The organism is Pseudocitrobacter sp. RIT415 (assembly GCF_003057695.2).
Lineage (GTDB): Bacteria > Pseudomonadota > Gammaproteobacteria > Enterobacterales > Enterobacteriaceae > Pseudocitrobacter > Pseudocitrobacter faecalis.
Window position 1 is genome coordinate 37,624 of record NZ_QBJC02000002.1, and the last position, 24,149, is coordinate 61,772.

Consider the following 24,149-nt stretch of genomic DNA (forward strand, 5'->3'; position numbering starts at 1 on the left):
CCTCAGCGATGGCCGTAAACGCGCGGGCGCGTATAGTAGTCGATCAACGGTACGGTAATGTTTGCCAGCAATACGGCAAAAGCAACGCCATCCGGATAACCCCCGAAGCTGCGAATCAGCCACACCAGCAGGCCTGCCAGCGCGCCGAAAATCAGGCGTCCACGGTTGGTGGTAGAGGCGGTCACCGGGTCGGTCAGAATGAAGAATGCACCCAGCATGGTGGCGCCGGACAGCAGATGCATCTGCGGCGAGGCGACGTTTTCCGGGTTAAACAGCCAGCCAAGTGTGGCGCAGACTGCCAGGCTCAACAGGAAGCTCACCGGGATGTGCCAGCGAATAGCGCCTTTCCACAGTAAAAACAGCCCGCCCGCCAGATACGCCAGGTTAACCCATTGCCAGCCAATGCCCGCCAGCGCACCGTGATAAATCGACGATTGCATAATGCTCTCGACAGAATGACCCGCATGACGCGACGTTTTGAAAGTATCCAGCGGTGTGGCCTGACTGATGCCATCTACGCCCATTTTCAGCGCGTTCATGTCCTGGCCCGCAGCCGTGTGGCCAGTGAAAATCACCTGTAATGCGTCGATAAAACCCGGCGTGTTGGCTGCAATTTCATGCGGCGGCAGCCAGGAGGTCATCTGCACCGGGAAGGAGATAAGCAGTACAACATAGCCAATCATCGCCGGGTTAAACGGATTCTGCCCTAAGCCGCCATAGAGTTGTTTAGCGATGATCACCGCAAAGGCGGTGCCCAGTACCACCATCCACCATGGGGCGAATGGCGGAATACTGATGGCCAGCAGAATGCCGGTCAGCCAGGCGGAGTTATCCGCAAGCGTTGCGGCAATAGCCTGCTTACGCAGACGCAATACAAATGATTCCGTAGCCCAGGCCGTTAATGAGGCCAGCAGAAGCTGAATCAGGGTTCCCCAGCCGAAAAACCAGCTTTGCACCGCAATGCCGGGCAGGGCGGCCAAAATCACCAGCATCATGATACGCGACGTCTGGCGATGGTTATGGGTATAAGGAGAACTCGCTATCTTGAAAACCATTTATTCCTCGTTTACAGCTTGCGCGGCTTTTTTGGCCTGAACGCGGGCAATAGCTGCTGCCACGGCAGCTTTGCGTGGATCATCATTGGCAGCCGACTCATTTGCGGCCTGTTGTTCGGCTTTACGCGCTTTGGCCCGCGCAATAGCGGCTTCAACGGCGGCCTTACGTGGATCAATGGCATCCACTGTTGCCGCAGGTTCACTGGCTGCTTGCTGCTCTGCTTTACGCGCTTTGGCCCGTGCAATAGCGGCTTCAACGGCAGCTTTACGTGGATCAACGGCTTGCGTTACCGCAACAGGCTCACTGGACGCTTGCTGTTCCGCTTTACGCGCTTTGGCGCGGGCGATGGCGGCTTCAACAGCGGCTTTACGTGGATCAACGGCTTGCGTTACTGCAACAGGCTCACTGGCCGCTTGCTGTTCCGCTTTACGCGCTTTGGCGCGCGCGATGGCGGCTTCAACGGCGGCCTTGCGCGGATCAACCGCATCACCGTTTTCCGATGGTTGTTTTTCTGCCTGGGCAGCACGGGCTTTCGCCTTACGTGCTTCGCGAGCTGCAATCACGGCGCTGTTATCGGGCAGTGCGCCCGCTTTGATGATGATCGGCTGCGTGGCCTGCTGTTGTTTCTCTTTCACACGTGCCAGTGCCGCGTTGATCGCATCCTGATCTTTCGCCGCGGGCTGTACGGCTGCTTTTTTATGGCGTTCGGCACGCGCCAGTTTTTCACGCTCAAGGCGATTCTGACGTGCTTCGAAGCGGGCTTTCGCTTCCGCGGCGCGCTGCTCTTCTAGACGAATCGCAGAGATTTCCGCTTTTTCCTGACGGAAATACTGCACCAGTGGAATGCTGCTCGGACAGACCCATGCGCAGGCACCGCACTCGATACAATCAGCGATATTGTGCGCTGTCGCTTTATCGTGCTGCTGGCCCTTACTGAACCAGTAAAGCTGTTGAGGCAGTAGATCGGCCGGACAGGCGTCCGCACAGGCGCTACAGCGGATACAGCCTTTTTCTTCTTCAGGCTCGCCCATTTCGGATGGCGATGGTGCCAGCAGGCAGTTGGTGATTTTAACCACCGGAACGTCCAGCCACGGCAGGGTAAAGCCCATCAACGGGCCGCCCATAATCACAAGCTGTTCAGCGGAGGGGCAGAAACCCGCGTCTTCCAGCAGATGGCTGACCGGCGTGCCCAGACGCGCCCAGACATTACCCGGGCGACTCACGGATTCACCGGTTAAGGTCACCACGCGTTCGGTTAATGGTTCACCGTCAATCACTGCGCGTTTCACTGCAAACGCGGTACCGACGTTTTGCATCAATACGCCAATGTCGGATGAGCGTCCGCCGTGCGGAACCTGCTTGCCGGTAAGAATTTGCGTTAATTGTTTCGCGCCGCCGGAGGGATATTTGGTGGGAATAACGCGCAGACTGATATCATGCGCGCCCGCCAGCACCGCACGCAGCATCGAAATAGCCTGCGGCTTGTTATCTTCTATGCCAATTAAAATCTGCTGCGGTTGCAGAATATGCCCCAGGATTCGAATACCTTCGATGACCTGCGCCGCACAATCCTGCATCAGTCGGTCATCGGCCGTGATATACGGTTCACACTCTGCCGCGTTGATAATCAGCGTGGTGATTTTATCACCGCCGCCGCGCAGTTTTGTACCGGTTGGGAAGCCAGCACCACCCAGCCCCGCGACGCCGAACTGATGAATACGCTCGATCAATTCTTCGCGTGAACGATTCTGATAATCGTGCCAGCCGTCGCGCGCAATCCACTGGTCTTCGCCATCGGCATCAATAATGACGCTCATTTCCGGCAATGCGGAGGGGTGTGCCGTGGCGTGCGGCTCAATGGCGACGATGGTTCCGGACGTTGGCGCGTGTACGGGCAGCATTCGCCCCCAGCCGCGCGTCAACGGTTGACCACGCAGCACGCGATCGCCGGGTTTTACCGACAACTCGCCTTCAGCACCAATATGTTGCTTCAGAGGAATGACGAAACGCTGCGCAAGGGGAACCTGACGCAGCGGCGTGCCATTAGACTGAGTTTTCATTTCCGGTGGGTGAATCCCCCCATCGAAATCCCAGATTTTCTCTTTTCTGAACGCGGAAAATAACTTAAGCATGTTGTTCCACAGGAATATTACGTACCGGGATACTTTGCAGATCCCATTTCCAGCTGTCGGTTGTGGTGGCGACCGGACGCAGTTCAATACACTGTGTCGGGCAGGGGGCAACACAGAGGTTGCAGCCGGTGCAGAGGTCGCTCATCACCGTGTGCATCGCGCGGGTTGCGCCGACAATGGCGTCAACCGGGCACGCCTGAATGCACTTGGTACAACCGATACAGTTGTTTTCGTCGATCACGGCCAGCATCCGTACCGGCTCCTGAACGGCGGTATCGCCATCGACAGGTTGCGGATCGACGTTGAGTAATTCGGCAATTTTCAGCATTACCGCTTCGCCACCGGGGGCGCAGCAGTTAATTTTTTCACCGTTGCTAACTGCTTCGGCATAAGGGCGACAGCCCGGATAGCCGCACTGCCCGCACTGGCTTTGCGGTAAGAGTTGATCAATTTTTTCGACAACCGGGTCGTCTTCCACCGCGAAACGGCGTGAGGCGTATCCCAGTATGACGCCGAAAATCAGCCCTAAAACGCTGATTGCGGCGACGGCAATCCAGAAGGTCATCATTACAACTTCACCAATCCGCTAAAGCCCATAAACGCCAAAGACATTAACCCTGCGGTAATCAGCGCAATAGCATTACCGCGAAACGGCGCAGGCACATTCGACACCACCAGGCGTTCACGAATAGAGGCGAACAGTACCATCACCAGCGAGAAACCCACGGCGGCAGAAAAGCCATACAGCGCCGACTGCAAAAAGTTATGGCCGAGGTTAATATTGAGCAGCGCCACGCCAAGCACCGCGCAGTTGGTGGTGATCAGCGGTAAGAAGATGCCCAGCAAGCGATAAAGCGCCGGGCTGGTTTTGCGCACCACCATTTCGGTGAATTGCACTACTACGGCAATGACCAGAATAAAGGCCAGCGTGCGCAGATAAATCAGATTAAGCGGAATCAGGATCCAGGTATCGATAAGCCACGCGCAAATGGACGCCAGTGTCATGACGAAAGTGGTCGCGAGCCCCATACCCATCGCGGTTTCCAGCTTTTTGGACACGCCCATAAACGGGCACAGCCCGAGGAACTTCACCAGGACGAAGTTATTTACCAGTACGGTACCGATAAAGAGCAATAAATAGTCAGTCATCATTCGACCTGTAACAAAAAAAGCCGCCTATTATCGACGAAAGTGCGTTCATCGACAACTGGGCAAGAGTGTGGTTATTAAGGGTTCACAAACGTACGCTTCACGCGGGATGAGCGTTTGAGATACGGCACAATCAGCGCCGCAGCGGCTAACGGCAACAATAATTGGCGCAGCGCGATGGTATCGGAAACCGGTGCGAATGCAAACGCCTTAAGCGCCAGCAATAATGAGACCAGTAACCAGATAATATAGTGCTTAGGCACATTTTTACGGCGCTTAAAGAAAGCCATGGTCAGCCACAATGTGTAATACCACATGGCAATCACGAACGCTAAAGAAAGCACCCACAGGGCTAGTTGCGTGCTGCTTTGTGCCTTTAACAGGCTCAGGATCTGCGGATTAAGCAGGGCGTTAACGAACATCAGCAGTTGCAGACTGATGCTGAGCAGCGCTACTAACAGCCACGCCAGTGGGCCGAGCAGCCATCCACCAATTCGTTCTGCGGAGTTTGACGACATTTCGTCTCCTGATTATCAGCGTCAGTTATAAATATGGCGGTGGAGTATAAGCAACTGACGCTGATGATAACAATAGTTACTGCACGTAATGCCAAACGGATTTCGGCACCTGGCCGATATCGAACAAACGACCGCCAGAAACCAGCTCAGCCCGACGATGATCGGCAGCGCGATACATATTGATTAATTCATTGGTGTCGGAAAGGGAATAGTTAAGATGATCATAAAGCTTTTCGAGATTTTCCAGCGAGCTGACTTTGCGGAATTTCAGTAAATAATCCAGGACGGTCATTTGTAGGTATCCATTTTATAATGTTAAATCACGCAGGGCCTGAAGGGGCGCAAAAGCGCAACACCGCAAGGGCGTATCGCTCAGTTTGACAATCAGTTTATCGACACCCGTTTTTATTAAGAGTTCAGCCCACAATGGGCACACTCTCTTCAGGACGCTGTAATTATTTGGGTTAATAATGACAAATTCAAGAACAGAAAATGGCGTTATTGATATATCGCAGGAAATGAGGATATCACGAAAAGTGGTTGGGCGCCGTTCGGCGCCCACAATGGATTAACGGATGCTGCCGTGGCTACTAATGACTTCTTTATACCAGTAAAAGCTTTTCTTGCGCTTACGGGCCAGGTTTTGCTGATGATCGACATAAACAAAACCGTACTGTTTTTTGTAACCGTTGAGCCAGCTTAGCAGGTCGATGAATGACCATGGATAATAACCACGCACATCGGCACCTAACGCAATGGCGTTTTCCAGCGCATCAATATGCATACGTAAATAATCAATACGCGGCTGGTCAACGATGTCGCCGTCCACAATTGGGTCTTTCGCGCCAAGCCCGTTTTCCGTGATGTAGATAGGAATAGCCCCATAGCGCTCTTTGATCATCATAATGCCGTCGGTCAATCCTTGTGGCCAGATCTCCCAGTCCCAATCTGTGTACACGCCGTGAGGATTACGGACAAATTTAAACAAGCCTTTAAAACCAAATTCGCCACCGCTATTTTTCTCACCGCTATGATTAGACTGTGTTTGCGTCTCACCGGGGTTGGCGGTCACGGTCTCACGACGATAGTAGTTCAGACCAATAAAATCGCAGCGGTTATTTCGCAATAATTCATCATCTCCAGGCGCAAAGCGCGGCACGCCCCATAGGGCTTGTGTTTGAGCGAGAAGCTCAGCCGGGTAAGTGCCTTTCAGTACTGGATCGTATAGCCAGTGGGTATGAATGGCGTCAGCCAGTTCACTGGCGGCGGTATCTTCTGGCGAATCGGTAAGCGGCGTATGGGGTTGCAGGACGTTAACGAAGCCAATCTGGCCGTCAATATGCATTTCCCGGAAGGCTTTTACAGCCATGGCATGCGCGATAAATACCTGATGGCAAGCCTGAATCGCCCGCGCCGGATCTTTCACCGACGGCGGATGGCTGCCGGTAATATAACCGTGACCGATAAAGACAATGGTTTCGTTAAACGTCGCCCAATGCTTGACCCGTGAACCGAAGCGGGCGTAACACAGACGCGCGTACTCTTCGAAGGCTTCCGCCGTTGAGCGGACTTCCCAGCCGCCTTCATCCTGCAACGCCTGGGGTAAATCCCAGTGATAAAGCGTAATCATCGGCACAATATTGTGCGCCAGCAGGGCATCAATCAAATCGCTGTAAAATTTTACCCCGGCTTCATTTACCTCGCCGCGACCATTCGGTAATAAACGCGGCCAGGAGATGGAAAAACGATAGCTCTGCAGGCCCATTTCCGCCATCAGTGCGACATCTTCCAGCATGCGGTGATAGTGGTCTACCGCAACGTCGCCATTTGTTCCCTGATAGGTTGTGCCGGGCTGGTGCGAAAAAACGTCCCAGATAGACAGCCCTTTGCCGTCTTCATTGTATGCGCCTTCGACCTGGTAGGCCGCGGTTGCAGCGCCCCAGAGGAAATCTTTTGGAAAAGCAGCCATGAAACTCTCCTTATCTGTGCAATAAGGTGAGTGTAAAGAGGGGAATGATTGGGTTGCAACCGGTTTCAGAAACCGGTTACACAGTTGCGATCGCCGTCACTGTTCAGCGAACGGACTTATTTCTTTTGAGCCGCCGCAATCGGTTCTGGCGGTTGGTAGTTATCAATGTGGTGTGCGATAACAAGAAGCAGAACCGAGACGCCAAGCACGCCCCAACCGATCAGTTCAACGATCCGTGTAAAGACAGTAGACATAGTAATTAAGACAATTTCGACAATATTAATAATACGGACGAAGATCTTACCTCGCCTGGCGCGCAACGCAAGTCCTCAGCAGAAACGATTCATCTCTTTTGCTTTTTTTTCCGATTATTCTCCACCTCTGTACACCATAATGTTATTAATCTGTTGTTCATCACCGCAATATGTTGTGAAATAAGAAATCGATTACACGGCGACGGGTACATCACCGGGTCGGGCAAAAACAGCACAAATAAGAGGCTATTATGAGTGACAGTATTCGTGTCGGATTAATTGGGTATGGTTACGCCAGCAAAACGTTTCATGCGCCGCTTATCAGCGGAACACCGGGGATGGAACTGGCTGTGGTGTCCAGTAGCGACGCCGACAAAGTTAAAGCCGACTGGCCGAATGTCAGTGTGTTCTCTGAACCTAAACACATTTTCGCCGATCCTACTATCGACCTGGTGGTGATCCCTACGCCAAACGATACCCACTTCCCGCTGGCAAAGGCCGCGCTGGAAGCGGGAAAACACGTGGTGGTTGATAAACCCTTCACCGTGACACTGTCACAAGCACGCGAACTGGACGCCATCGCCAGAAATCAGGGGAAACTGCTGTCAGTGTTCCATAACCGTCGCTGGGACAGCGATTTCTTAACGGTGAAGTCGTTGATTAACGAAGGCCGACTGGGCGAGGTGGCCTATTTTGAATCGCACTTTGACCGTTATCGGCCGCAGGTGCGTAATCGCTGGCGCGAGCTGGCTGGCCCGGGTAGCGGCATTTGGTACGATTTAGGCCCGCATCTGCTGGATCAGGCAGTGAATCTTTTTGGTTTGCCGGTCAGCCTGTCAGTCGATCTTGCGCAGTTACGTCCTGGCGCGCAGGCGACGGATTACTTTCATGCGGTGCTGGCGTATCCACAACGCCGTGTGGTTCTGCACGGCACGCTGCTGGCTGCTGCCGAAACCGCGCGGTACATTGTGCACGGTTCGCGCGCAAGTTACGTGAAATACGGCCTCGACCCACAGGAAGAACGCCTGAAGAACGGTGAACGTCTGCCGCAGGAAGATTGGGGCTATGACATGCGCGATGGGGTACTGACGCGTGTAGAAGGTGAAGATCGCGTTGAAGAGACGCTGCTCACCACACCGGGAAACTACCCGGCTTATTATGCGGCGATTCGTGATGCGTTAAACGGCGTGGGTGAGAATCCGGTTCCGGCAAGCCAGGCGATTCAGATTATGGAATTGATTGAGCTAGGCATTGAATCTGCGAAACACCGCGCGGTGCTTTCTCTGACCTGATGACGGGAATGAATAACGGGCGCACAGCAAATAGTGTGCGCCCGTTTTTTTATGCGCTTTGTACGCGTGCGCGCAGCGCGGATTTTTCGGCTTCCGACAGGAAAGCGATGTCGAGTCCGTTAATTTGCGCCTGACGAATTTGCGCAGGCGTCAGCCCGGCAGCCGGTGCTGCAACGCGGTATTCGTGTTGAATATCAATTCCCTGAACTGCCGGATCATCGGTATTGATGCTCGCCAGCACGCCGTGCTCCAGGAAGGTTTTGAGCGGGTGCTGGGCCAGTGAGGGAACCGTGCTGGTCTGGATATTCGACGTCAGGCAGGATTCCACGCCGATACGCTGTTTCGCTAAAAATTCCATCAGCGCTGCGTCTTCAACGGCTTTCACCCCGTGACCGATGCGTTCTGCACCCAATTCACGAATCGCCTGCCAGATGCTTTCCGGGCCAGCCGCTTCGCCGGCGTGCACGGTAATGCGCAGACCTGCATCACGTGCGCGGTTGAAGTGGCTCAGGAACAGGCTACCCGGGAAACCGAGTTCATCACCCGCCAGATCCAGCGCGGTAATACCGTCACGATGCGCCAGCAGGGCGTCCAGTTCACGCAGGCAGGCGGTTTCGCCGAAGGTGCGGCTCATGATGCCAATTAATCGCGCTTCAACGTTGAAATCACGGCAGCCTTCACTAACACCTGCAATCACGGCTTCCACCACGCCTTCAACCGGAAGCTGGTGAGTCATCGCCATATAACCCGGAGAAAAACGCAGCTCAACATAGTGCAGGCCGTTACGCGCCGCATCTTCGATATTTTCGTACGCTACGCGGCGACAGGCATCGAGGTCGGCAAGCACTTTGACGCCCCAGTCGAGTTTGCTTAAAAAACTCACTAAATCGGGCTCATTACTGGTGACCTGCACATGCGGAATTAATGCCTCAAGGCTGGAGGCAGGAAGGGTTAAATTGTGCTGACGGCCAAGATCGAGAATAGTTTGGGCGCGAATGTTGCCATCAAGGTGGCGATGAATGTCAGTGAGGGGGAGCGTAGTATCAATCATGGTCGCACTCTTTTTTAGATTAAGTGCGCGCTATTATAAAAACATTTCACTGCAAAAAGCTATTTGCGCAACGAAAAATTATCGTTGCGCAAAATCGTTAGCGTAACGTGTTGATGGCCGCAATCAAACGTTCGACGCCTTGTTCTAGCTTCGAGCGAGGGCAGCCAGCATTGAGGCGAATAAAACCGTTACCTTCTTCGCCATAGGTATAACCCGGCATGATGGCCACTTTTTGCTGTTTGATCAGCACATCCTGTAGCGCGTTGTCGTCAATGTTTAGTGGACGCAAATCGACCCAGGCCAGATACGTTGACTCGGGCATCGCCCAGTTCAGTTCCGGGAATGCGGTATTCAGCGTCTGCGCGATGTAGCGCATATTATCCTGTAAATAGTTGCGCAGAGCATCCAGCCAAGGCTCGCCTTCGCGGTAGGCCGCGATGTGCGCCACGAGTGCTGGTACCGACGGGGAAGAGAGGCCGTCGCGGCTTTTCAGTGCAAACAGATAATCGTTGCGCGCGATCTCGTCGGCTATCAAACCATAGGCCCCGGTGAAGGCCGGAATATTGAAGCTTTTTGAACCCGATGTGAACAGCGCCCATGGGCTGCGCGCCACGTCGCACCACGGAATATGCGAGTGTTTTCCCCACACCATATCCATGTGGATTTCATCGCTGATGACCCGCACGCCATGCTTCTCGCACAGCTCAGCCATCGTGTTGAGCTCATCGCGCGTCCACACTTTCCCGGTGGGGTTATGCGGGCTGCACAACAGCAAAACTTTGTTTTGTGGCTGTGCCAGCGCCGCTTCCAGTTTTGCCATATCGCAAATCCACTGGTTCTCGGCTTTCTCCAGCGGTACGCCGACAATCGTACGCTGATTACCGGTAATGGTTTTGAAGAAGGCATCATATGCGGGTGTGTGTACCACAACGCCATCCCCGGGCGCGGACCACTGGCGAATCATCTCCGCCACCATATAGATGACGGACGGCCCGTAAACAATACTTTCCTCGTCGATCACGCTATGAAAACGGCGGGAGAACCAGTGCACGATAGCGGGGGGAAACGCATCGTTTTTCCAGCGGCTGTAACCGAAGACACCGTGCGCCAGGCGTTTGGTCAGCGCATCGAGAATACAGGGGGCGGTGGCGAAATCCATATCGGAGATGGTAAACGGCAGGAGGTCGGCGTCACCAAAACGGTCGGCAACATAATCCCACTGGGTGCACCATGTGCCATGCCGGTCTATCACCGTTGAGAAGTCAAACATGTGAAATCCTTAACTGTCAGCGAGGACGCTATTTTGCCCCTGCGCGAGGCAGGGGCAAAGGGCGTTTTATGCCTGAACGGTATTCATCAGCACCGCAATCTCGTCTTTGACGGATTGTACCTGTGGGCCAATCACCACTTGAAGGTTGTGCTGGTTAAGCTGTACGACACCGATCGCGCGGTTAGCTTTCAGCGCTTCTACGTCGACTTTTGACATATCCTCGACGGATAAACGCAGGCGGGTGATGCAGTTATCCAGAGAAACAATATTTTCAGCACCACCGAGAGCCGCAAGAATGGCCGGGGTGTTGTAACCGGATTTACCGATAGTCCCGGCGACTGCTTTTTCGACGGCACTGCTGGTTTCGATATCGCGACCCGGCGTTTTGATGTTAAAGCGCGTAATGGCGAAGCGGAAAATCGCGTAGTAGGCGACGAACCAAATGGCAGCCACCACTGGCACCATATACCATTTGGTGGAGAGGCCGTGCAGAATGCCGAAGACCACGAAGTCGATAACGTTGCCGTCCGTGTTGCCAATCGTCACGCCAAGAATCGCCATCATGGTGAAGCCCAGGCCAGTCAGCAGCGCGTGAATGACGTACAGCACCGGTGCCACGAACAGGAACAGGAATTCCAGCGGTTCAGTGGTGCCGCCCACGACGCAGGCGATCACGCCGGAAATCAGCAGCCCTTTAATTTTGTGACGGTTTTCCGGGCGAGCGCAATGGTACATCGCCAGTGCCGCACCCGGCAGTCCACCGAGGAAAGCAGGCATTTTACCCTGAGACAGGAAGCGCGTGGCGCTTTCGGAGAAGCCGTGAGTTTCCGGGCAGCTTAACTGCGCCTGGAAGATGGTCAACGCACCGCTGACAGAATGACCGCAGACATCCATCGTGCCGCCCGCTTCGGTAAAGCGAATCAGTGCGACCAGAATGTGGTGCAGACCAAAGGGCAGCAGCAGACGTTCACCGGTACCAAAAATCATCGGGCCAAAGTCGCCCGCGCTGTTGATAACATGACCCAGCGCATTAATACCCATCGCAAACACCGGCCAAATCAGCGGGATGACCAGACCAACCAGGCCTAATACAACGGTGGTGATAATCGGAACAAAACGGGTGCCGCCAAAGAACGCCAGCGCATCCGGCAGGCGGATGGTGTGGAAACGTTCATGCAGCAGCCAGACGATGATCCCGGCGATCACCGCGCCAAGAATACCGGTGTCGATAGACTGAATACCGAGAATATTCTGGATGTTATTGGCTTTCAGAACCGCGGCATCGGTGGTGGGAAGAATACCTTTAGCCGTCAGCCAGAAGTTGACCGCCAGGTTCATGACCGCGTAACCGACAAAACCGGCGAAGGCGGCGACGCCTTTGTTTTCTCGTGCCAGACCCAGCGGGATGGCGATACAGAACATCACCGGCAGGAAGCTAAACGCGAAAGATCCGACTTTGCTCATCCAGATAAAGAGCGCCTGCAGGAACGGGGTGTCGAGCCACGGCAGGAGCGTGAGAACGTCATGGCTGCTGAGGGAACTGCCGATCCCCAGCATGATCCCGCAGAAGGACAGCAGGGCGACAGGAAGCATGAATGTCTTGCCAAGCTGTTGAAAGAACTCCCACAATGTGACTTTTTGTGCTGCTCTGGTCGTCATCGAACGACTCCTTGTACAAAAAATGGGTTAAAGAGGTTGTGGAGCGCAAGATAAAACGTTTTACCCAATTTTAGTGCGAGTGAAATCACATAATGAAATGATGATAACGTTTATAAAGTATCTTATTAGGTAAAACGTTTTATCGATCACTTAAAAGGAATCGCCAGTCCTTATGGCAATTGCAAAAAAAGTCACGATTAACGATGTCGCTCTGGCCGCTGGTGTATCAGTGAGTACAGTCTCACTGGTGCTCAGTGGGAAAGGGCGGATCTCCAGCGCGACCGGTGAGCGGGTGTATCAGGCCATCGACCAGTTGGGGTTTGTGCGTAACCGCCAGGCAGTGTCGTTGCGCGGCGGGCAAACCGGCGTCATTGGGCTGATTGTCGGGTCACTGTCGTCACCGTTTTATGCGGAGCTGACCGCTGGACTGACGGCGTCGCTGGAGTCGCAGGGCAAAATGGTTTTTCTGACCCAAAGCGGGCGCAAAGGTGAGAACATGCTGGCGCGCTTTGACGCGCTGGTGGCGCAGGGTGTGGATGGTGTGGTGATCGCCGGGGCGGTGGATCAAGCCAGCGAGCTGCGCGAGAAAGCGGAGGCGTCGAACATTCCGCTGGTGTTCGCTTCTCGTGCGAGTTATCTCGATGAGGTGGATTTAATTCGCCCCGATAACATGCAGGCGGCGCAGGTGGTGACCGAAGATCTCATTCGCCGTGGGCACCAACGTATTGCCTGGCTGGGTGGACAGAGCGCGTCGTTAACGCGCGCCGAGAGGGTTGGCGGCTATTGCTCAACGCTGATTAAATTCGGCCTGCCGTTTCACAGTGAATGGGTCGTTGAGTGTGAATCCAGTCAAAAGCAGGCGGCAGACGCCATAACGTCGTTATTGCGCCATAACCCAACCATCACCGCCGTGCTGTGCTACAACAATGTCATTGCGATGGGGGCCTGGTTTGGCCTGATGCGTGGCGGGCGCCAAAGCGGGGAAGGCAGCGTCGAGAGCTATTTTGATCAACGCGTTACGCTGGCTGCCTTTGCAGAAGTGCCGGAAAGTGCGTTAGATGACGTGCCGTTAACGTGGGTGACAACGCCTGCGCGTGAGATGGGTGAAAGTGTAGCGGAGCGAATTTTGCAGCGCATTGAGACCGGGCAGACGTCGACGCGTAATGTGATCATGCCGCCAAGGTTGGTGGCCAGAAAATAGTGCGAAATTGCCTGATTTCTGCAATATAGTGAATTTACACTGTTTTGTAGGCCGGATAAGGCGTTTACGCCGCATCCGGCAAGAACAACGCACACGTTGTCAGAAATTTAAGCCCCTCGAATGAGGGGCCTGATAGTTTACTGTGCCGGTGCCGGTGCCGGTGCCGGTGCCGGTGCCGGTTCGCTCGGCGCGACTGGCGGCTGCGGTTCATCCTGCTGGATGGCAGGAGCCTGCAAACCAAACATTCCCGCAAAGTCGTCCAGCGGCATCTTATTACCATTGAGGGTCACCTGACCGTTGGCATACTGCAGGCTGGAGGTCACCTGGTTGTCTTCCGTGGTGGTCAGACGGAACATCTGGCCCATCGCGGCGAAGCCTTTCACCTGCTGGCTGGCCAGCTTCTCGGCTTCTTCCTGCTGATACCCTTCCAGCTTCGCAATCTGGGTCATAAATTCGGTCGCCATATCCATCGGGATAACCAGCTTACCGTCGATTGATTTCACCAGCGTGTCCACCTGCTGCGCCAGCGTTTGTACCGGCTGAGTGGCCTGCGCGGGATCTTTAAGCAGCAACGACAGATTCAGGGTGGTTTCACCTTTGGCGTTTTTCCAGCTGAGCGGCGCGACGGTGATTGACGGATCGCCCTTCAGCAACACCGGTAGTGCGCTAAAGAACGCTTCGGTAATTTTTTCCTGGTACAGTTCCGGGTTGCTTTGCAGTTCCGGCTGAGCCAGTAGCGCCTGCGCCTGGGCATTATACTGCTGGCTAAACTGGTGCCATGCCTGGCCGTCAATATTGCCGACTTTCAGCGTCAGTTTGCCGCTACCCATGTCCTGGCTTTGCAGCTTCAGGCTCTTCACTGCGTAATCGAGCTGGCTGTTCACTTTTTTGCCGTCAGCAGAAAGGTCAGATTTACCATCCAGCGTCATGCCTTCCAGCACGGTTAGCTCTTTACCTTCTACGGAAACCGCCACTTTATCCAGGCTGATTTTCTGGTTGCCGACGCGCTCGTCGAAGCTCGCCAGTTTGCTGCTGCCTTCGGTTTTCAGATTATTGAAAGTGAGCTGTACCTTCTGATTGTACTCGTTCACTGCATTGACCAGACCGCTTTCCGCTTCGCCGGTGAGCGACACAACGTTACCGTCACGGTCTGCCGAAAGTTCAAAATCACCGCCGCTGAACGCCACTTTTTCAGCGTCTTTTTCATAGTTCAGCGGTTTGAGATTGATAGCCGAGTGGGTATCACCGCCATAGCTAATACGGGTGTCTATCACAAACGGCGTTTCGCCTTTGGCGATATCAAACAGCGGCTTAGTCACGTCATTGTTCACCAGAGTGGTATTCACCGAGGCCATAGACGGAACGAGATTAAAGCGTTTTAACGCCGCCAGCGGGAACGGGCCGTGATCGACATCCTCGTTAAGCACCACGCTCTGGCCCGGTTTCAGCAGGGCTTTATCTGCGCCAGCGATAGGCTTAACCACCATTTTCAGTTGGCTGCTAAAGATGCCGCGCTGGTAATCCTGATAGCTCAGCTCCAGGCCTGCTTCCGGTGCGGTACGTTTCAGTTGGGCATTGGCCTGCGCCACCATGTCCGCAAAACGACTTTCCAGCTGTTTCCCGGTGTACCAGGCACCACCTGTCCAGATAACCCCTAACGCAACAACAACCCCAACAGCGACCAGCGATTTTTTCATAGCATTTATCCATAAAATGAAACCGGGCGAAATCATATCGCCCGGTTATGTCATAAGGCTGTGTTTAAGATTAGCAAGCCCACGTTAAAACTTCAGTATTTACTTCAGCTTATTATAGACGCGTGCCAGTTTGCCGTTGCCGCTTACCTGAATCGGTGATTCCGCCGCGTTGATAAACGCGGATTCGCCTGGCTTCAGGTGAAGAGATTCCCCCCCTTTACTGATGAGCGCTTCGCCTTCCAGACAAAACAGGATGGCGGCGCTCTGCTGGGCGATAGCTGTCGGCTGTGTGTTGAGATCGTGCAACGAAAACGCGAAGTCATCGACCGGAATTGGAAAGTCCAGTTCAGGGCCGTTTTTCACCGGTTGGGTGAGCAGTTCGGCCGCGGGCTTGGCCTCAAACTTCACGTTTGCCACCAGTTCCGGGATATCAATGTATTTCGGCGTCAACCCGGCCCGCAGTACGTTATCCGAGTTGGCCATCACTTCCAGCGCGGTGCCCTGGAGGTAGGCGTGCGGCGTTTCGGCAAACAGGAACATCGCTTCGCCTGGTTTCAGTTTCACCACGTTCAGCAGTAGCGGCGAGAACAAACCGCTGTCGTCCGGGTAAAATTCTGAAATGACACGGATGGTCTGCCAGGGTTCGCCCTGTTGGCTCGCAAGCGCGGAACGCAGGATCGCCAGTGCGCGCGCTTTCTCTTCACCCTGCATGTTAAGCAGGCTGGCAAAAAGTTCGCTCAGACGCTCGCCATTCGGCTGTTCGAGGAAATGAGCAATGGCGTTATGCGCTCCGGCTACCGGTTGCAGCAGTGAAACAATCTCGTTGAACTCGCGAAAGGCATTCATCGCCAGGAAAGGCGTCAGGGCAAAGACCAACTCCGGCTTATGGTTCGGATCTTTGTAGTTACGTTCAGGCGCGTCCATGGCGATACCCGCCGTATTCTCTTTAGCGAAGCCAATTTCCGAGGCGCGTTTATTCGGGTGTACCTGAATCGAAAGCGGCTGTGCGGCGCACAGTACTTTAAATAAAAACGGCAGCTCGCCAAAACGCTCGGCGACCTCGCGGCCCAGCAGCGTCGCTTTGTCGGCGTCAATCACGTCGCGCAGTGAACGTACGGTTCCCTGATTATCGGTGATTTTTGAGCTGCTCTTCGGATGCGCGCCCATCCAGAGTTCTGCCATCGGCAGATTGTCCGGGTTGGCGATGCCGTAGAGTTCCGTTAACGAACTTTTACTGCCCCAGGCATAGTTTTGCACTGAGTTGATGAGTTTTTGCATTATCAAGCCCTGTATCAATGTGGATTCTTTGGCGGTATTAAAGCAATAAATGCGCTATGGCGTCACCGGAAAAAATAAAAAGTCGTACTAGTCTCAGTTTTTGTTAAAAAATTGTGTACGATAGGGTGACTCGCTTTTGAGCCGGGCAAATGGATATGTGCTCTGCATGTTTGCCCTACATTCCCAAATGGGTAGAAAACATCACCTGAAGCAGTAAGTGAGAATACAATGTCGAACAAACCTTTTTACTATCAGGATCCTTTTCCACTGAAAAAGGATGAAACCGAGTATTACCTCCTCAGTTCCGATTACGTCAGCGTTGACGAGTTTGCCGGCCAGGAAGTGTTGAAAGTTGACCCGCAAGCCCTGACGCTCCTCGCAAAACACGCATTCCATGATGCCTCTTTCATGCTCCGCCCCGCCCACCAACAGCAGGTTGCCGATATCCTCAGCGACCCGGAAGCCAGCGAAAACGATAAGTACGTTGCGCTTCAGTTCCTGCGTAACTCTGATATCGCCGCGAAAGGCATCCTGCCCACCTGTCAGGACACTGGCACGGCGATTATTGTTGGTAAAAAAGGCCAGCGCGTGTGGACCGGTGGCGGTGACGAGGCAGCGCTGTCACGCGGGGTGTATGACACCTTTATTGAAGATAACCTGCGCTATTCGCAAAACGCACCGCTGGACATGTACAAAGAGGTGAACACGGGCACCAACCTGCCTGCGCAGATTGATCTCTACAGCGTCGATGGTGACGAATACAAATTCCTGTGCATCGCCAAGGGCGGCGGTTCCGCTAACAAAACCTATCTTTATCAGGAAACCAAAGCGCTGATCACGCCGGCGAAACTGAAAAATTATCTGGTTGAGAAGATGCGCACGCTGGGTACTGCGGCTTGTCCGCCGTATCACATCGCGTTCGTGATCGGCGGGACATCTGCCGAAACAACCCTGAAAACCGTGAAACTGGCCTCGACCAAATATTACGATGGCTTACCGACGGAAGGGAACGAGCACGGTCAGGCGTTCCGCGATATCGAACTGGAAAAAGAGTTGCTGATTGAAGCGCAAAACCTTGGCCTGGGCGCGCAGTTCGGCGGCAAATACTTTGCTCACGACATTCGCGTGATTCGTCTGCCGCGTCACGGCGCATCCTGTCCGGTGGGCATGGGCGTATCCTGCTCGGCTGACCGTAACATCAAGGCCAAAATTAACCGTGATGGCATCTGGATTGAAAAACTGGAGAGCAACCCGGGGAAATACATTCCGGAATCGCTGCGTAAAGCGGGCGAGGGCGAAGCGGTAAAAGTTGACCTGAACCGCCCGATGAGCGAAATCCTTAAACAGCTTTCGCAATATCCGGTTTCTACGCGTTTGTCGCTTTCCGGCACCATTATCGTGGGGCGCGATATTGCGCACGCCAAACTGAAAGAGCGCATGGATCGCGGTGAAGGCCTGCCGCAGTATATTAAAGATCATCCGATTTACTACGCTGGCCCGGCAAAAACACCGGAAGGTTATGCCTCGGGGTCGCTGGGCCCAACCACCGCAGGGCGTATGGACTCCTACGTCGACCAGCTTCAGTCGCAAGGCGGTAGCATGATCATGCTGGCGAAAGGTAACCGTAGCCAGCAGGTCACCGACGCGTGCCACAAGCACGGCGGTTTCTATCTGGGCAGCATCGGCGGCCCGGCGGCGGTGCTCGCGCAGAGCAGCATCAAAAGCCTGGAATGTGTGGAATATCCTGAACTCGGGATGGAAGCCATCTGGAAAATTGAAGTTGAAGACTTCCCGGCGTTTATTCTTGTCGATGACAAGGGGAATGACTTCTTCCAGCAGATTCAGGCCTCACAGTGCACCCGCTGCGTAAAATGAGTTAGCCGCCCTACGGGGCGGTTTTTTTATGCTTAAAGGCGTAAAACCTTCCATAATTAAAAATGGTTTGCATGAGCAATGTCACTTCACAATCACTTTGTTATCAAGGAGAAAGTAATGACAACGACACGCCGCGAGAACGATTCAATGGGCGCTATTGATGTCCCCGCCGAGAAACTATGGGGCGCACAAACCCAACGATCGCTGGAGCATTTTCGAATTTCCACGGAGAAAATGCCGGTCTCGCTGATCTCCGCTCTGGCGCTCACCAAGCGTGCGGCGGCGAAGGTAAACCAGGATTTAGGGCTGCTGCCGACGGAAAAAGCCGATGCCATAATCCGCGCAGCGGATGAAGTGCTGGCAGGCAAGCATGCCGATGAGTTTCCGCTGGCTATCTGGCAAACCGGTTCCGGTACGCAAACCAACATGAACATGAATGAGGTACTGGCTAACCGGGCAAGTGAACTCCTCGGCGGTGTTCGTGGCATGGAGCGTAAGGTTCACCCCAACGACGATGTGAACAAAAGCCAGAGCTCAAACGATGTATTCCCAACGGCAATGCATGTTGCGGCGCTGATTGGCCTGCGCGAACAGTTGATCCCGCAGCTAAACGAGCTGAAAGAGACGCTGAAGCAGAAGTCGGATGCTTTCCAGGATATCGTCAAAATTGGCCGTACTCATCTACAGGACGCCACGCCGTTGACGCTGGGGCAAGAATTCTCTGGCTGGGTGGCGATGCTGGAGCACAACCTGAAGCACATTGAACTCAGTTTGCCGCACGTCGGTGAACTTGCACTGGGCGGCACGGCGGTCGGTACGGGGCTAAATACCCATCCCGAATATGCGGTACGCGTGGCGAAAGAACTGGCGGAGTTTACCCATCAGCCGTTTATTACTGCGCCCAATAAATTCGAAGCGCTCGCGACCTGTGATGCGCTGGTTCACGCCCACGGGGCGCTGAAAGGCTTAGCGGCGTCGCTAATGAAAATCGCCAACGATGTGCGCTGGCTGGCCTCTGGCCCGCGTTGCGGCATTGGTGAAATTGCTATTCCTGAGAATGAGCCAGGCTCGTCCATCATGCCGGGCAAAGTCAACCCGACGCAGTGTGAAGCGATGACCATGCTCTGCTGTCAGGTGATGGGCAACGATGTCGCCATCAACATGGGCGGGGCATCGGGCAACTTTGAACTGAACGTCTACCGCCCGATGATTATCCATAATTTCCTGCAATCCATCCGTCTGCTGGCGGACGGCATGGAGAGTTTTAACGCGCATTGTGCGGTGGGCATTGAACCGAACCGCGAGCGTATTAATCAGTTGCTTAATGAGTCACTGATGCTCGTCACCGCGCTGAATACGCATATTGGCTACGATAAAGCCGCTGAAATTGCCAAAAAAGCCCATAAAGAGGGGCTGACGCTGAAAGCTTCCGCGCTGTCGCTGGGTTACCTCACAGAAACTGAGTTTGATAGCTGGGTGCGTCCGGAGTCGATGGTCGGAAGTATGACCGCAAAAGGTTAATCGGTCGCCAGCCATAAGTGCAGCCGCGGAATAATCAATTGCAGCGGCTGTGCTTGCGGTTTGTGACGATACTGCACGTTATCGGCATCGTAATTTAGCAACTCACCTAAATCGGGGACGCTGACCGCTCCCTGACCGGAAACCAGCGCAATCAGCGATGCAGGGCAGGCGTACTGTACTTGCTTTTGTTCTCCGGCATACCACACCCGCGCGATAGGTTGCACTTTCACCGGGCGCTTAATCTTTAGCCGCGCTTTTTGCGGTAACGCAGCAACGTCCTGATACTCACGTTCCAGCTTCGCCTGCCACTGCTCGCGCGTCCACGGTGGCACCGCGCGTGGCGATTGCAGGCTTTTTTCTAACTGCGCCAGTACTTCGTCGCGAGTTAAATTCTTGATGATATGTTTATTTGCCCAGCCGAATCGAATGGTACTGGGGTCATCAAGCAATGTCAGCGTGCGATAGGCATTGAGTGTGATAAGCCCCGGAAGATGGCGATGAACCCAGTCGAAGCGGGCGACGGACGGGAGCCCGGAATCAACCGTAATAATCTTTTCAAACGCGCCCTTCAGGGTATTTACGCGCAAAATGCGTTCACGCAGTGCTTCATGTTGTGACGTTGTCACGTTAAGGCAGATGGCACCAGGCAGGCGCACCGCGGCTTTACTGCTGCGGGTTTCCGACTGCTGCTGAATAAACAGATGCCCGAAATGCGACAGCGCCATGGCCAGCGCAGTTTTACCGATATGCTGTACCACCTGAATTTCCGACAAAGGGGCGTGCTCGTCTTCTTTACGGATCTCCGGCAGTTCAAAAATGCGGGCAGCCAGCAAGCGGCATTCGGCGAGTTGCTCGCGCACCGCGAGCAATTCGCGCTCAAGCTGACGAAATGTGCTGGTCAGGCGTTCAACAAGATCATAGTCAGCCATTTTACCACCTTAGTTACAACATACTTTTTAATTATTGCACTATAGCCCGGCATCGGGCTACGTGCAAATCTGCGTCAGGCAGCGGGGGGAAAGGTGATGTGGTGATAAACGGGCCAGTGAAGGCTGAAGTTCGCGCCGCCCAGTTCGCTATCGTCGCAACGGACTTCACCGCCCATCGCCACCGCAATGGAGTGTACAATTGCCAGACCCAGCCCACATCCACCGGTGGCGCGATCGCGGCTGGGATCAAGGCGCACAAACGGCTCGAAAACCCGTTCCCGTTCGGACGGCGCGATGCCGGGGCCATCATCCTCTACGCGTAAACAGGCGCGGCTGCCGTCAAGCGTCAGGCTAATTTGAATCTGCTTCTGGCTGTAACGCAGGGCATTATTAACAAGATTATCCAGTACACGTTCCATCAGGCGCATATCCAGCGCACCATAGTCACCTGGCATCAACTGCTTCAGCGAAAGCGTTCGCTCGGGCGTGACGGCCTGAACGTCTTCCACGTGCGATGCAATCCAGACGGCCAGGTTAGGCGTAGTGAGCGAAAGCTCCGTTTTAGGGCGGTCGAGACGGGCGTAAGTAAGCAGTTCTTCAATCAGCGCTTCCAGTTGACTGATATCACGGTTCAGCGCCTGGGATTCGGCGTCGCTCAGATTTTCGCTCATCTCCAGACGATAACGCAGTCGCACCAGCGGCGTACGCAGTTCGTGGGCGATCCCGTCGATAAGCTGTTTCTTACTGGCAATCAGCGCGTTGATGTTATCGGCCATCTGATTAAAGGCCACGCCCAGGCGCTCAAAGCTGGACATACTGTCAAAATGGATGCGTTCGCCAAGATGGCCCTCGCCAAAACGTTGCGCGGCGCTCTCAAGGCGCAACATATCCTGCCAGTGCGGACGCATCCAGATGAACACCGGAAAGGCCAGTGAGATGGCGATAAAGGCCATCAGCGCCACATCGAACAGACGCATCTCATGCAGGAAATAGAGATAGGGCACCGGGCCGACCGCCAGAACATAATGGCTGCGCGGAATTCGCTGAATAAAGGTGTACTGATCGTCGAGCGCGACGATATCGCCTTCTCGCAAGTGTTTCATCGACACCTCAGCGAGGTGGAATTTATTCAGTGGCTCAATGCGCAAATCAAAGGAGAGATTAAGATCCAGCTCTTTTAACGTTTTGCTCCAGTCACGCGGCGGGATTTCGCGCAGTTCGCTGCGCATCAGATAAAGCGAGCTTTTCATCAAATCGTCCAGCGACTGTCGGCCTGCACGTTCGGCGGTGAATTTATACACCAGCCCAACCAGCATGGTCATCACCAGAAAGCAGACAAACAGCAGCAGGTAAAACTGCACGAACAGTTTTTTCACGATCAGTTATCCCAGGCGTGTGGTGCAAACAAATAGCCTTTATTGCGAACTGTTTTAATCCGATAAGGCTCGGTCGCACTATCCAGCAACTTTTTACGCAGCCGCGAAATCGCCACGTCAACGCTGCGATCCATGCCATCATAGCTGACGCCACGCAGATTTTTCAGCAGCGCGTCGCGGTCCATAATTTGCCCCGCATGGGTCGCAAGCTCCCACAGCAGGTCAAAATCGGCGGTAGAAAGGGCAATGGTATCACCGCTCAGTTCCACCTGACGGTTTACCGGGTCGATGAACAGCGTGCCAAAGCGAATCGCTTTATGCGGCGTCATGGCGGGTTGTGGGGCAATTCCGGCCGAGGAAGGTGCGTGCTGACGCAGATGCAGACGTACACGCGCGAGCAACACAGCGGGCGGGGTGGTTTTCAGGATGTAATCGCTGGCACCCATTTCAAGCGCCAGAATATGGTTCATGTCGCTGTCGAGCGAGGTGAGCAAAACGATCGGGCCCGGAAACTGACCACGCAGGTCGCGGCACAGAGTCATGCCATCTTTACCGGGTAGCATGATATCCAGCAGAACGAGATCGGGTTGCTCTCGGGCAATGGCTGCTTCGGCAGTATCACCGCGGGGTTCGACCACAACATCCATATCGTGCTTTGCCAGATACGCGGCGATCAGCGCGCCAACGTCTGGATCATCCTCTACGAAAACGATCTTATTCATGTGCTCAGATGTACTTAAAAGAATTAACATACACCTGCAGTGCGTAGCCTTCCATTAATCATTCATAAACAACATAAATTCAGCTATGCTGCGAACACATCTTGTTGGTTGGCTGAAGAAAAATGGCACTGCTGATTAAGGCGCTATTGGGTGCGCTGGTGGTCTTGCTGATAGGGATTTTGGCAAAAACAAAAAATTACTATATTGCCGGGTTAATCCCGCTGTTTCCTACTTTTGCGATGATCGCGCACTACATTGTCGCCAGCGAGCGCGGCACGGAAGCGTTACGTGCCACTATCGTTTTCGGCATGTGGTCGATTATTCCTTATTTTCTCTATCTGCTGTCGCTGTGGTATTTCACCGGCTTTCTGCGACTGCCCCTGGCGCTGGCAGGAGCGGTAGTTTGCTGGAGCGTGAGCGCCTGGCTGCTAATTCTGGTCTGGAGCCGCTTTCATTAAGCGAGCGGTCGCCCGCCATCGACGGCAAAGGTTCGTCCGGTCACGTAGCAACTGGTGAGCAGGTAATCGACCAGATCGATAATCTCTTTCTCGCCTGGGGCAATTTTCATCAGTGATTTATTCAGTGCCTGCTGACGATAGGCCGCGTCATCGCTTTCATTGAACAGGATCAGCGATGGCGCGATGGCATTCACTTTGACTTCTGGCGCCAGTTTTTTGGCAAAAGAACGGGTCATATTGTCGAGCGCCGCTTTGCTGGCTGCGTAAGCGATGTGCTTTTCGCTGCCGCGTTCCACCACGTAATCAGTAAAGTGGATAATATCGCTGGCTGCATGCCCATGGCCGCGCAGCAGGCTTTCCAGTGCGTGGTTCAACAGGTAAGGGGCATTGACGTGTACCTGCATCATGGCGTGCATCACGTCGCTCAGCGGCTGACGTGGATTTTCCGGTATCCATGCGCTGGCATTATGAATCACCGCGCGCAGGCCTCTACAGCGACTTTTCACCTCTTCGGAGAACGCGATGATACCGCCATCGGTTGAAAAATCAGCCTGAATGCACTGTGCACCGGCTTTCTCCAGCACATCAATGGCGGGAAGATGGGTTCGATAACTGACAATCACCGGTTGCTGTTGATTAAGCAAGTGGTGGGCCAGCGCCAGGCCAATGCGACGGCCTGCGCCGGTAATGAGGATTGGGCGCGAAAGCGTCTCTCCCATCGTCGTCTCCTTATCGTTTAACG

General features: G+C 54.2%; 22 protein-coding genes. 5 read left to right on the plus strand and 17 right to left on the minus strand.

Annotated elements, in window-relative coordinates; genetic code table 11:
* Window positions 1-2: 2 nt before the first annotated feature.
* The 8 genes from rsxD to blr form a co-directional block, all read right to left on the minus strand.
* A complete protein-coding gene (gene rsxD / locus DBY68_RS02670) occupies window positions 3-1,055 on the minus strand; it encodes an electron transport complex subunit RsxD (protein WP_108474363.1) in 1,053 nt (350 codons plus the stop codon).
* The gene (gene rsxC, locus DBY68_RS02675) at window positions 1,056-3,188 is read right to left on the minus strand and encodes an electron transport complex subunit RsxC (RefSeq protein ID WP_108474362.1); all 2,133 of its coding nucleotides are present in this window, start codon (window positions 3,186-3,188) and stop codon (window positions 1,056-1,058) included.
* A complete protein-coding gene (rsxB, locus tag DBY68_RS02680; RefSeq protein ID WP_108474361.1) occupies window positions 3,181-3,756 on the minus strand; it encodes an electron transport complex subunit RsxB in 576 nt (191 codons plus the stop codon). The genes rsxC and rsxB overlap by 8 nt, the downstream gene beginning before the upstream one ends.
* The gene (gene rsxA / locus DBY68_RS02685; protein WP_015964281.1) at window positions 3,756-4,337 is read right to left on the minus strand and encodes an electron transport complex subunit RsxA; all 582 of its coding nucleotides are present in this window, start codon (window positions 4,335-4,337) and stop codon (window positions 3,756-3,758) included. Before rsxA ends, rsxB begins: the two co-directional genes overlap by 1 nt.
* Before the next feature lie 77 nt (window positions 4,338-4,414).
* Window positions 4,415-4,855, minus strand: coding sequence for a DUF2569 domain-containing protein (locus DBY68_RS02695; RefSeq protein ID WP_108474360.1), 441 nt, complete (start codon window positions 4,853-4,855; stop codon window positions 4,415-4,417).
* A gap of 76 nt (window positions 4,856-4,931) precedes the next feature.
* On the minus strand, window positions 4,932-5,147 hold the full coding sequence (gene ydgT / locus DBY68_RS02700; protein WP_108474359.1) for a transcription modulator YdgT: 216 nt from the start codon (window positions 5,145-5,147) through the stop codon (window positions 4,932-4,934).
* Window positions 5,148-5,423: 276 nt separating this feature from the next.
* Window positions 5,424-6,824: a GH1 family beta-glucosidase gene (locus tag DBY68_RS02705; protein WP_108474358.1), complete on the minus strand. Its 1,401-nt coding sequence runs from the start codon at window positions 6,822-6,824 to the stop codon at window positions 5,424-5,426.
* Window positions 6,825-6,940: 116 nt separating this feature from the next.
* Window positions 6,941-7,078, minus strand: coding sequence for a division septum protein Blr (blr, locus tag DBY68_RS02710; protein ID WP_108474411.1), 138 nt, complete (start codon window positions 7,076-7,078; stop codon window positions 6,941-6,943).
* A gap of 251 nt (window positions 7,079-7,329) precedes the next feature.
* On the opposite strand from blr, the gene DBY68_RS02715 reads away from it, so the two are divergent.
* Window positions 7,330-8,370 carry an oxidoreductase gene (locus DBY68_RS02715; protein ID WP_108474357.1) on the plus strand — a complete coding sequence of 347 codons (1,041 nt, stop codon included), beginning with the start codon at window positions 7,330-7,332 and terminating at the stop codon, window positions 8,368-8,370.
* Between the two features lie 49 nt (window positions 8,371-8,419).
* On the opposite strand, the gene add is transcribed toward DBY68_RS02715, so the two are convergent.
* From add to malX, 3 genes are all read right to left on the minus strand, one after another.
* Entirely contained in the window at window positions 8,420-9,421 is a 1,002-nt protein-coding gene (add, locus tag DBY68_RS02720; RefSeq protein ID WP_108474356.1) for an adenosine deaminase, read from the minus strand.
* A gap of 97 nt (window positions 9,422-9,518) precedes the next feature.
* Complete coding sequence (locus tag DBY68_RS02725; protein WP_108474355.1) at window positions 9,519-10,691, minus strand: MalY/PatB family protein; 1,173 nt, start codon at window positions 10,689-10,691, stop codon at window positions 9,519-9,521.
* A 66-nt stretch (window positions 10,692-10,757) separates the two neighbouring features.
* Window positions 10,758-12,350: a maltose/glucose-specific PTS transporter subunit IIBC gene (gene malX, locus DBY68_RS02730; protein WP_108474354.1), complete on the minus strand. Its 1,593-nt coding sequence runs from the start codon at window positions 12,348-12,350 to the stop codon at window positions 10,758-10,760.
* A 172-nt stretch (window positions 12,351-12,522) separates the two neighbouring features.
* Between malX and DBY68_RS02735 the strand changes: the two genes are divergently transcribed.
* A complete protein-coding gene (locus DBY68_RS02735) occupies window positions 12,523-13,551 on the plus strand; it encodes a Mal regulon transcriptional regulator MalI (RefSeq protein WP_108474353.1) in 1,029 nt (342 codons plus the stop codon).
* Between the two features lie 137 nt (window positions 13,552-13,688).
* Here DBY68_RS02735 and DBY68_RS02740 read toward each other — a convergent pair whose 3' ends face one another.
* Window positions 13,689-15,248 carry a YdgA family protein gene (locus DBY68_RS02740; protein WP_108474352.1) on the minus strand — a complete coding sequence of 520 codons (1,560 nt, stop codon included), beginning with the start codon at window positions 15,246-15,248 and terminating at the stop codon, window positions 13,689-13,691.
* Between the two features lie 99 nt (window positions 15,249-15,347).
* Entirely contained in the window at window positions 15,348-16,526 is a 1,179-nt protein-coding gene (manA, locus tag DBY68_RS02745) for a mannose-6-phosphate isomerase (protein WP_108474351.1), read from the minus strand.
* A gap of 228 nt (window positions 16,527-16,754) precedes the next feature.
* Here manA and fumA point away from each other — a divergent pair, with 228 nt between their 5' ends.
* Both fumA and fumC read left to right on the plus strand, forming a co-directional pair.
* Window positions 16,755-18,401, plus strand: coding sequence for a class I fumarate hydratase FumA (gene fumA / locus DBY68_RS02750; protein ID WP_108474350.1), 1,647 nt, complete (start codon window positions 16,755-16,757; stop codon window positions 18,399-18,401).
* 117 nt (window positions 18,402-18,518) lie between these two features.
* A complete protein-coding gene (gene fumC, locus DBY68_RS02755) occupies window positions 18,519-19,922 on the plus strand; it encodes a class II fumarate hydratase (protein ID WP_108474349.1) in 1,404 nt (467 codons plus the stop codon).
* Here the strand turns inward: fumC and tus are convergent.
* The 3 genes from tus to rstA form a co-directional block, all read right to left on the minus strand.
* Window positions 19,919-20,851 (minus strand): DNA replication terminus site-binding protein, encoded by a 933-nt coding sequence (tus, locus tag DBY68_RS02760; RefSeq protein WP_108474348.1) that lies wholly within the window; start codon window positions 20,849-20,851, stop codon window positions 19,919-19,921. The genes fumC and tus overlap by 4 nt on opposite strands.
* Window positions 20,852-20,925: 74 nt before the next feature.
* Entirely contained in the window at window positions 20,926-22,227 is a 1,302-nt protein-coding gene (rstB, locus tag DBY68_RS02765; protein ID WP_108474347.1) for a two-component system sensor histidine kinase RstB, read from the minus strand.
* 2 nt (window positions 22,228-22,229) lie between these two features.
* Window positions 22,230-22,949: a two-component system response regulator RstA gene (gene rstA, locus DBY68_RS02770; RefSeq protein WP_108474346.1), complete on the minus strand. Its 720-nt coding sequence runs from the start codon at window positions 22,947-22,949 to the stop codon at window positions 22,230-22,232.
* A gap of 122 nt (window positions 22,950-23,071) precedes the next feature.
* On the opposite strand from rstA, the gene DBY68_RS02775 reads away from it, so the two are divergent.
* Window positions 23,072-23,407 carry a GlpM family protein gene (locus DBY68_RS02775; RefSeq protein ID WP_108474345.1) on the plus strand — a complete coding sequence of 112 codons (336 nt, stop codon included), beginning with the start codon at window positions 23,072-23,074 and terminating at the stop codon, window positions 23,405-23,407.
* On the opposite strand, the gene folM is transcribed toward DBY68_RS02775, so the two are convergent.
* Window positions 23,404-24,126, minus strand: a complete 723-nt coding sequence (gene folM / locus DBY68_RS02780; protein ID WP_108474344.1) for a dihydromonapterin reductase — start codon at window positions 24,124-24,126, stop codon at window positions 23,404-23,406. The two genes, DBY68_RS02775 and folM, sit on opposite strands and share 4 nt — an antisense overlap.
* Window positions 24,127-24,149: the final 23 nt, after the last annotated feature.

Coding starts and splice junctions, on each gene's coding strand:
- ydgT (WP_108474359.1), bottom strand. CDS start 5,147: ATGACCGTCCTGGATTATTTACTGAAATTCCGCAAAGTCAGCTCGCTG.
- manA (WP_108474351.1), bottom strand. CDS start 16,526: ATGCAAAAACTCATCAACTCAGTGCAAAACTATGCCTGGGGCAGTAAA.
- DBY68_RS02695 (WP_108474360.1), bottom strand. CDS start 4,855: ATGTCGTCAAACTCCGCAGAACGAATTGGTGGATGGCTGCTCGGCCCA.
- rsxC (WP_108474362.1), bottom strand. CDS start 3,188: ATGCTTAAGTTATTTTCCGCGTTCAGAAAAGAGAAAATCTGGGATTTC.
- DBY68_RS02735 (WP_108474353.1), top strand. CDS start 12,523: ATGGCAATTGCAAAAAAAGTCACGATTAACGATGTCGCTCTGGCCGCT.
- DBY68_RS02775 (WP_108474345.1), top strand. CDS start 23,072: ATGGCACTGCTGATTAAGGCGCTATTGGGTGCGCTGGTGGTCTTGCTG.
- DBY68_RS02740 (WP_108474352.1), bottom strand. CDS start 15,248: ATGAAAAAATCGCTGGTCGCTGTTGGGGTTGTTGTTGCGTTAGGGGTT.
- fumC (WP_108474349.1), top strand. CDS start 18,519: ATGACAACGACACGCCGCGAGAACGATTCAATGGGCGCTATTGATGTC.
- blr (WP_108474411.1), bottom strand. CDS start 7,078: ATGTCTACTGTCTTTACACGGATCGTTGAACTGATCGGTTGGGGCGTG.
- DBY68_RS02705 (WP_108474358.1), bottom strand. CDS start 6,824: ATGGCTGCTTTTCCAAAAGATTTCCTCTGGGGCGCTGCAACCGCGGCC.
- folM (WP_108474344.1), bottom strand. CDS start 24,126: ATGGGAGAGACGCTTTCGCGCCCAATCCTCATTACCGGCGCAGGCCGT.
- rsxD (WP_108474363.1), bottom strand. CDS start 1,055: ATGGTTTTCAAGATAGCGAGTTCTCCTTATACCCATAACCATCGCCAG.
- rsxB (WP_108474361.1), bottom strand. CDS start 3,756: ATGATGACCTTCTGGATTGCCGTCGCCGCAATCAGCGTTTTAGGGCTG.
- tus (WP_108474348.1), bottom strand. CDS start 20,851: ATGGCTGACTATGATCTTGTTGAACGCCTGACCAGCACATTTCGTCAG.
- add (WP_108474356.1), bottom strand. CDS start 9,421: ATGATTGATACTACGCTCCCCCTCACTGACATTCATCGCCACCTTGAT.
- rstA (WP_108474346.1), bottom strand. CDS start 22,949: ATGAATAAGATCGTTTTCGTAGAGGATGATCCAGACGTTGGCGCGCTG.
- DBY68_RS02715 (WP_108474357.1), top strand. CDS start 7,330: ATGAGTGACAGTATTCGTGTCGGATTAATTGGGTATGGTTACGCCAGC.
- malX (WP_108474354.1), bottom strand. CDS start 12,350: ATGACGACCAGAGCAGCACAAAAAGTCACATTGTGGGAGTTCTTTCAA.
- DBY68_RS02725 (WP_108474355.1), bottom strand. CDS start 10,691: ATGTTTGACTTCTCAACGGTGATAGACCGGCATGGCACATGGTGCACC.
- rsxA (WP_015964281.1), bottom strand. CDS start 4,337: ATGACTGACTATTTATTGCTCTTTATCGGTACCGTACTGGTAAATAAC.
- fumA (WP_108474350.1), top strand. CDS start 16,755: ATGTCGAACAAACCTTTTTACTATCAGGATCCTTTTCCACTGAAAAAG.